Below are 6,621 nucleotides of genomic sequence, written 5' to 3' on the forward strand. Positions count from 1 at the left end.
ACTATATCAACAACCGACCAAGAAAATGTCTTGGTTGGAAAACTGCAAACGAGGCTTTTAATGAGCAATTGTTGCACTTAATTTGACAAATCATCAAATTAATAAAAATGGTATAAGAATCTGTTAATAAGTTATTCGTATGAGAAAATTGGCTCATCACCAAAGTTGTGAATGACATTTGTTAAAACATATGCCAAGTATTAGTTGATTGGAGTGGAGACTGGGCGACTCCTTGGGGATTAGCGATAGAGGAACGAAGGCTAAAACCATCACGTCCTGTGATAACGCCTTCGTGACCAACCTCGGTGCTGCTGACGCTGCGTTAGCACTACGCTTTCGCGCAAAAAACATCTGTTGGCCCGAGACCCTGCAGCGTAGCGGATGTTTTCTGTGCGAAAGCGAAGCGACAGCAACAAAAGCGGCTCAGCGGACGCCCCCAGGAAGCTCTGCTCTGCGCGAAAGCGAAGCGTCAGCGGCAAATGTTTTATCTGTGCGAAAGCGAAGCGACAGCAACAATTGGTTTCTGTAGCGAAAGCAAAGCGGCAGCTACAAAGCGCCCAGTCGGAACGGAAATCAACCACACGTTATAGTGATGAGCCAAAGAATTAACATGTAATTTAATTTTGGTGTTTGTAACGTGAGGAGATAAAAATAAAGGCACCCAGTTAAGGATGCCTTTAAAGATACGTATGAAGGACTATTCGAATTTTAATGAGTCGCCATCAAAAGTTTCATCTGCTACTTTAATTGAGTCAGTTGGGCATCCTTCGAAAGCATCTTGCATGTCTTCTAGTAGATCTTCTGGAACTTCAGCAGTTCCCATGTTATCATCTAAAATAACGAAGGCAATCCCTTCATCATCATAATCATAAATATCTGGTGCTGCGGCTCCGCAAGCGCCACAAGCGATGCATGTATCTTTATCAACAATTGTGAATTTAGCCATTTTTTTTTCTCTCCTTTTACATGTTCCTACAAAGCTTCATACTCATTTTAAAGATGTTTATCTTACATTTCAACATAAATACTATTAAATTGGAGGAATTTGCGTCTATGTTTCATCAAATTTTATTGCAAATCTTTCAAAAACTAAATAACGAACGAACAATTTCTGCTGCTTATCATGTATTAAGAGGAAAGCGCTCAGGTCAGACTATTCAAGACATTGGCCTATTTCAGTTACATAATTATTTTGGGCTATTACCTAAGTTACCTAGGAAGACATTTGATGAAGCCGTAAATTCGTTTTTACAGTATAGTTGGTTAACTATGCAAGAATCTGGTCACTATTCCATGAAAAAGCTAGGTTTACAGCGAGCAGAGCAGACATCTGATTATTTATTTGACGGGTGGCACTATAGGGGAAATGAGCATATATTTTTTGCGAGGTTCTCGTTAATTGTACAAAGTTTATCCTATCAAAGCGCTGGAGTTCGTTCTTTTTCTCCAATAAGTAGGGATACGAATATTCAGTCTTGGGTTCGTACATTTTTAGTCGAGTCTAACTTTCAAGATGGGCATTTACAGCAGCAATTATTGGAGGAATGTGAACGCGCGCTTTCCGTGTTACCCTTATCAGATGCCAACAAACAGCTTGTCCTCTATCGGTTGAGTGGTCATAGTTTACCAGGATGGACGTGGCAGCAGCTTGCGAGTGAACGTCAGGAAACAGTTTTAGATTGTCAGTTAGCGTTTATAGAATTGCTACATACATTATTAAATGAAGTTCATCAGACAGATGATTATCCGTTACTTGGTAAAGTGGCAGAAGGATTAAGAGTCAAAGCATTACTAACCGATTCAGCGCAGCAAACAGCACATTTTTATGAGCAGGGCTATTCAATTGAACAGATTGTGCAAATAAGGAGACTAAAACAAAGTACAATCGAGGATCATTTGGTGGAACTAGCCATGAACGAACCGAACTTTTCGATTGGTCCATTCGTCTCATATGAAGAAGCGGAAAAAGTTTGGCTGGCATCGAAACACTATCAAACAAAAAAATTGAAAACATTGCATGAAGTAGTTGAAGGTATGAGTTATTTCCAGTTAAGGCTTGTCCTCGCGAAAGGAGAAGTATAGATGGAGCTTGAACAAACATTGACAAAGTATTTTGGCTATACAGCATTTCGTCCAGGCCAGAAAGAGGTCATTGAAGCCATTTTAGAAGAAAAAGATGTTATCGCTTTATTACCAACTGGAATGGGAAAGTCACTTTGTTACCAACTATCAGGATATATCCTGCAGAAGCCAGTATTAATTGTTTCTCCTTTGCTTTCTCTAATGCAGGATCAGGTAGAGGAGCTAAAACGCTTTGGTGAAAAGAGGGTAGTTGCCTTAAATTCATTTTTAACCGTAAGTGAAAAACGGTATGTATTACATTTTTTAGAGCAGTATCGTTTTATCTTTACGTCACCAGAGATGCTTTTACAGCAGCAAGTTCAAGACAAGCTTTCACAAATGCAGTTAGGTCTTATCGTCGTGGACGAGGCACATTGTATTTCTCAGTGGGGCTTTGATTTTCGGCCAGATTATTTACGAATTGGACAATGGTTTTCACAAGTAAATCGTCCACCGATTTTAGCATTATCGGCGACTGCGACGAATAAAGTAGTCAATGACATACGAGATACATTGTCGCTGGATACACCATTTGAGTTTTTGTACAATGTGGATCGGCCAAATATTCATCTTGGGCGTGTCGTATTTGAGGATAGGGCAGATAAAACACACTGGATTATGCAACATGTTAAAGAAACGGCAGGACCGGGTATATTATATATGTCCTCGCGGAAGCGTGCTGAACAATATAGCGAAGCGCTTATACAGGCTGGTATACGAGCGGCAGCTTATCATGCAGGCTATGGTGCTGATGACCGTCAGTTTATTCAGCAACAGTTTATTGACGGGGAACTCGACTGGATTGTGGCTACGAATGCTTTTGGAATGGGTATTAATAAGTCAAATATTCGTCAGGTTATCCATGAAACGCTGCCTGCTAATGTAGAAAATTACATGCAGGAGATTGGTCGTGGAGGTCGTGATGGTCAACCAGCGCTCGCAATTTTACTTTATAGTGAGGGTGATGAGGAACTTGCGAAATTTGTTGTAACAGGCGATTTGCCAACAGCTGGTCATGTTGATCGTTATCAGGAACTATTAAATCAACAAGTACAGCCTTCACAAATGTTGAAAAATGGAGAGCTGAGTGAGACCGCTTTTCGAGTGCTTGATTACTGGCTACAACAAGAAACGATGGAACAAGTTAAAGTGCGTTTAAATCATTTAGCACTGGAAAAGTATCGTGCTGTCGATAAAATGCATAAAATGACTCAGACAAAAGACTGTATTCGCACACAGCTAGTCGGGTATTTTGGGCAAAAATTGCTGAAAAAACCAGAAAACTGTTGTGAAAATTGTGGAATCCATTATGATGAAATCAATAAGGTACGCTTAAAAGAAGAGAAGAAAATAGAAATGATTCCATGGGAAAGTCGGCTAAAGCAACTCTTAATGGGTTGTTAAAGGTTCATCACCAAAAGTTGTGGATGACATTTGTTAAAACGTATGCCATATAATAAGTTGATTTCCGTACCGACTGGACGCCACCAGGAAAGTGCCCGGTCGGAACGGAAATCAACCCCACGTTATGGTGATATGTCCTTTTTAGACTATAACTGACGGTCATTTACTTTTTTCGCAATATTCGTCATAATAGAATGATAGAAAGCGTAGTAAGGTTGGAGGAACGGCGAATGAGTAAAGAAGATTATCGCGATAAAATCGAAGAACATCGTCAATCTTTTGAAGAAGAACAAAAAGAACAGCAAGCTTTATCTAGGGTTTCAAGAATGAAGAAAAATGGAAATGACAATAAAAAGCCAAGTAATACAAAACGAAAACCGCCATTAATGACGATTCTTTTTGTAATTTTTATCTTAATTCCATTATCGATATTAGTCTATTTTTTAAAATTCTATGAACCTGGAACAACAATTGAAGAGGCTGAAAAAAAATCTTCGGATGAAGTTGTAGAATTTGACGATTCAGGGGATGAAGGTAAGTTAGCTGTGTCAACTGACAAAAACAAAGCAAAAGAAGACGATAAAGCAAACAAAGATAAAACAGACAAAGATAAAACAGACAAAGCAAAAGAGCCTTCTAAGAAAGACGCTGAGAAATTAGCAGCTGAGCAGAAGGCAGCTGAGGAAGCGAAAAAGGCCGAAGCAGCCAAGAAGGCAGAAGAAGCTAGAAAAGCCGAGGAAGCTAAAAAAGCTGAGCAAGCTAGAATAGCACAAGCAGAAGAGGCTAGAAAAGCGGAACAAGCACGAAAGGCCGAGGAAGCGCGTAAAGCTGAGGCAGCACGCAAAGCAGAAGAAGCAAAACAAGCCGCAAGTGCAAGTACTCATACAGTAAAAGCAAATGAAAATCTATATCGTATTGCATTGAATCACTACGGTGATGGCAGTGAAGCAACACTAGCGAAAATTCGTGCAGCAAACGGTATGTCTTCAAATAATGTAATGATCGGGCAAGTGATTAAGCTACCATAAGAAAAGCGGGTGTCATTCTTTGGCAATGATGTTTTTCTAGTATAAAATAATGGACAAACGTTAACACCAAATATGGTTGAGGCGTACGTCTGATTTAGTGAAAAGGCGATTCTTCATTATAACGAATCGTCTTTTTGCTTTCGTAAGGAGATGTGAAGGAATGATTTATTTTGGACTATTTGTTTTAGTAGTCATCGCGTTCCTGCTTTATATGTTGAAGGTGGCACATGAAAATAATGTTTTACATCATCAATTGTTATTAAAGGGTGAACAGGAAAAAATCCGACTATTTTTTATTTCGGATACACATTTACGCAAAATTAATCGCCAGATGATTGAACAGTTAGATGGTCAATTTGATGCTGTTATTATTGGTGGAGATTTTGCAGATGGACGCACACCTATTCAACGTATTCATGACAACCTAAAGTTATTAACTCCTTTAGGACCAACTTATTTTGTATGGGGGAATAATGACAGAGAAGTAGGTGAAGGACGATTACGAAGTATTTTGCAGGAACATGGTGTTCAGATCATCGCTAATGATGCTGTATTACTACCTAAAAAAAACCGCTTTTGGCTAAATGCAATTGAAGATACATCTACAATGAAATATAGCTTTGATGAAGCATTTGCAAAGGTAGGAGAGAAAGACTTAGTTGTTTTCATCTCACATAACCCTGGCGTTTTTGCAAGAGTCCGTGCAAAATTTAGAGCAGATTTAATGATTGGTGGGCATTTACATGGTGGTCAAATTAGAATTGGTCCATACGGTGTGCATCCTAATGGCTCTTATCGGGAGCGTGAGGGTGTGATGACGTTAGTAAGTAACGGCTATGGTACGACATTATTACCTTTTCGGCTTGGTGCGAGACCACAGTGTCATATTATTGACATTGAAATTTCGGGTAAATAAACAACCAAAACTCGATAGAAGGCGTATAATGGAAACGATAAGGATTAATTCGGTAAAAGCCCGATTAAGTAAAGTATTAGCAAATTGCTGATACAAAGTTGATAGGAGTGTCAAGAAATGCAGCAAGTAGATGCAATTATTGTTGGAGGAGGCCCATGTGGTTTAGCAGCAGCAATAGCCTTGCAAAATATTGGATTAAAGCCAATTGTCATTGAAAAAGGCAATATCGTAAATGCGGTATACAATTACCCTACGCATCAAACTTTTTTTAGTACGAGTGAACGACTAGCTATTGGTGATGTTCCCTTTATTATTGAAGGTCGTAAACCAAAGCGAAATCAAGCACTAGTTTATTATCGAGAAGTTGTACGTTTGAAAGCTATTCAAGTAAATCGCTTCGAGAAAGTAAATAGCGTTGTAAAAAATGGAGCGGTGTTTACAGTAACGACAGATAAAGAGGTCTATACAACACCTTATGTTGTGATCGCAACAGGCTACTATGACCATCCGAATTATTTAAACATCCCAGGTGAAAAATTGCCAAAAGTCTTCCATTACTTTAAAGAGGGACATGAATTTTTCGATACTGATGTTCTCGTAATAGGTGGGAAAAATTCGGCAATAGATGCAGCGCTTGAGTTGAATAAGGCAGGAGCTCGCGTCACTGTTGCCTATCGTGGTAGTGAGTATTCACCTAGCATCAAGCCATGGGTTTTACCAGAATTTGAAGGTGTAGTACGAAATGAAGAAGTCCAAATGCATTTCAATACAAATATACTGGAAATCCGAGAGCATGAAGTCGTAGTAGAAATTGATGGTAGCAAGAAAACTTTAAAAAATGATTTTGTTTTTGCTATGACAGGCTATCATCCAGATCATTCATTTATTCGAGCAATGGGTGTCTCTATTGATTATGAAACGGGTCGTCCTTTCTTTAATCCAGAAACTTTGGAAACAAATGTAGAAGGATTATTTATTGCGGGAGTTATTGCAGCTGGAAATAATGCTAATGAAATTTTTATTGAAAATGGCCGTTTCCATGGCGATTGTATTGCAAAGACAATTGACAAAAGAGCAAAATAGCAAGAGGAGCTGTATGAGCATGTAAGCTTATACAGCTTTTTTTAAAACGTCGGATAGAAGGGCAAGAGC

Annotated in this window: 6 protein-coding genes; 5 read left to right on the forward strand and 1 reads right to left on the reverse strand. The window is 39.0% G+C overall.

The features are described 5' to 3' along the window. Positions 1-697: 697 nt before the first annotated feature. Entirely contained in the window at positions 698-946 is a 249-nt protein-coding gene (locus ACQKOG_RS07640) for a ferredoxin (RefSeq protein ID WP_053482601.1), read from the reverse strand. 107 nt (positions 947-1,053) lie between these two features. On the opposite strand from ACQKOG_RS07640, the gene ACQKOG_RS07645 reads away from it, so the two are divergent. The 5 genes from ACQKOG_RS07645 to ACQKOG_RS07665 all read left to right on the forward strand — a co-directional run bounded on the left by ACQKOG_RS07645 (position 1,054) and on the right by ACQKOG_RS07665 (position 6,552). Then, entirely contained in the window at positions 1,054-2,082 is a 1,029-nt protein-coding gene (locus tag ACQKOG_RS07645; RefSeq protein WP_402868780.1) for a helix-turn-helix domain-containing protein, read from the forward strand. Next, positions 2,083-3,525 (forward strand): RecQ family ATP-dependent DNA helicase, encoded by a 1,443-nt coding sequence (locus ACQKOG_RS07650; RefSeq protein ID WP_370075952.1) that lies wholly within the window; start codon positions 2,083-2,085, stop codon positions 3,523-3,525. It abuts the gene before it with no gap. A 230-nt stretch (positions 3,526-3,755) separates the two neighbouring features. After that, positions 3,756-4,553, forward strand: coding sequence for a LysM peptidoglycan-binding domain-containing protein (locus ACQKOG_RS07655; RefSeq protein WP_370075950.1), 798 nt, complete (start codon positions 3,756-3,758; stop codon positions 4,551-4,553). A gap of 160 nt (positions 4,554-4,713) precedes the next feature. Then, complete coding sequence (locus ACQKOG_RS07660) at positions 4,714-5,469, forward strand: metallophosphoesterase (protein WP_370075948.1); 756 nt, start codon at positions 4,714-4,716, stop codon at positions 5,467-5,469. A 117-nt stretch (positions 5,470-5,586) separates the two neighbouring features. After that, on the forward strand, positions 5,587-6,552 hold the full coding sequence (locus ACQKOG_RS07665; protein ID WP_427445852.1) for a YpdA family putative bacillithiol disulfide reductase: 966 nt from the start codon (positions 5,587-5,589) through the stop codon (positions 6,550-6,552). The last annotated feature ends 69 nt before the right edge of the window (positions 6,553-6,621 follow it).

The organism is Lysinibacillus sp. NPDC093216 (assembly GCF_050280325.1).
In the GTDB taxonomy this organism is placed as follows: Bacteria; Bacillota; Bacilli; order Bacillales_A; family Planococcaceae; genus Lysinibacillus.

Coding starts and splice junctions, on each gene's coding strand:
- ACQKOG_RS07640 (WP_053482601.1), bottom strand. CDS start 946: ATGGCTAAATTCACAATTGTTGATAAAGATACATGCATCGCTTGTGGC.
- ACQKOG_RS07645 (WP_402868780.1), top strand. CDS start 1,054: ATGTTTCATCAAATTTTATTGCAAATCTTTCAAAAACTAAATAACGAA.
- ACQKOG_RS07650 (WP_370075952.1), top strand. CDS start 2,083: ATGGAGCTTGAACAAACATTGACAAAGTATTTTGGCTATACAGCATTT.
- ACQKOG_RS07655 (WP_370075950.1), top strand. CDS start 3,756: ATGAGTAAAGAAGATTATCGCGATAAAATCGAAGAACATCGTCAATCT.
- ACQKOG_RS07660 (WP_370075948.1), top strand. CDS start 4,714: ATGATTTATTTTGGACTATTTGTTTTAGTAGTCATCGCGTTCCTGCTT.
- ACQKOG_RS07665 (WP_427445852.1), top strand. CDS start 5,587: ATGCAGCAAGTAGATGCAATTATTGTTGGAGGAGGCCCATGTGGTTTA.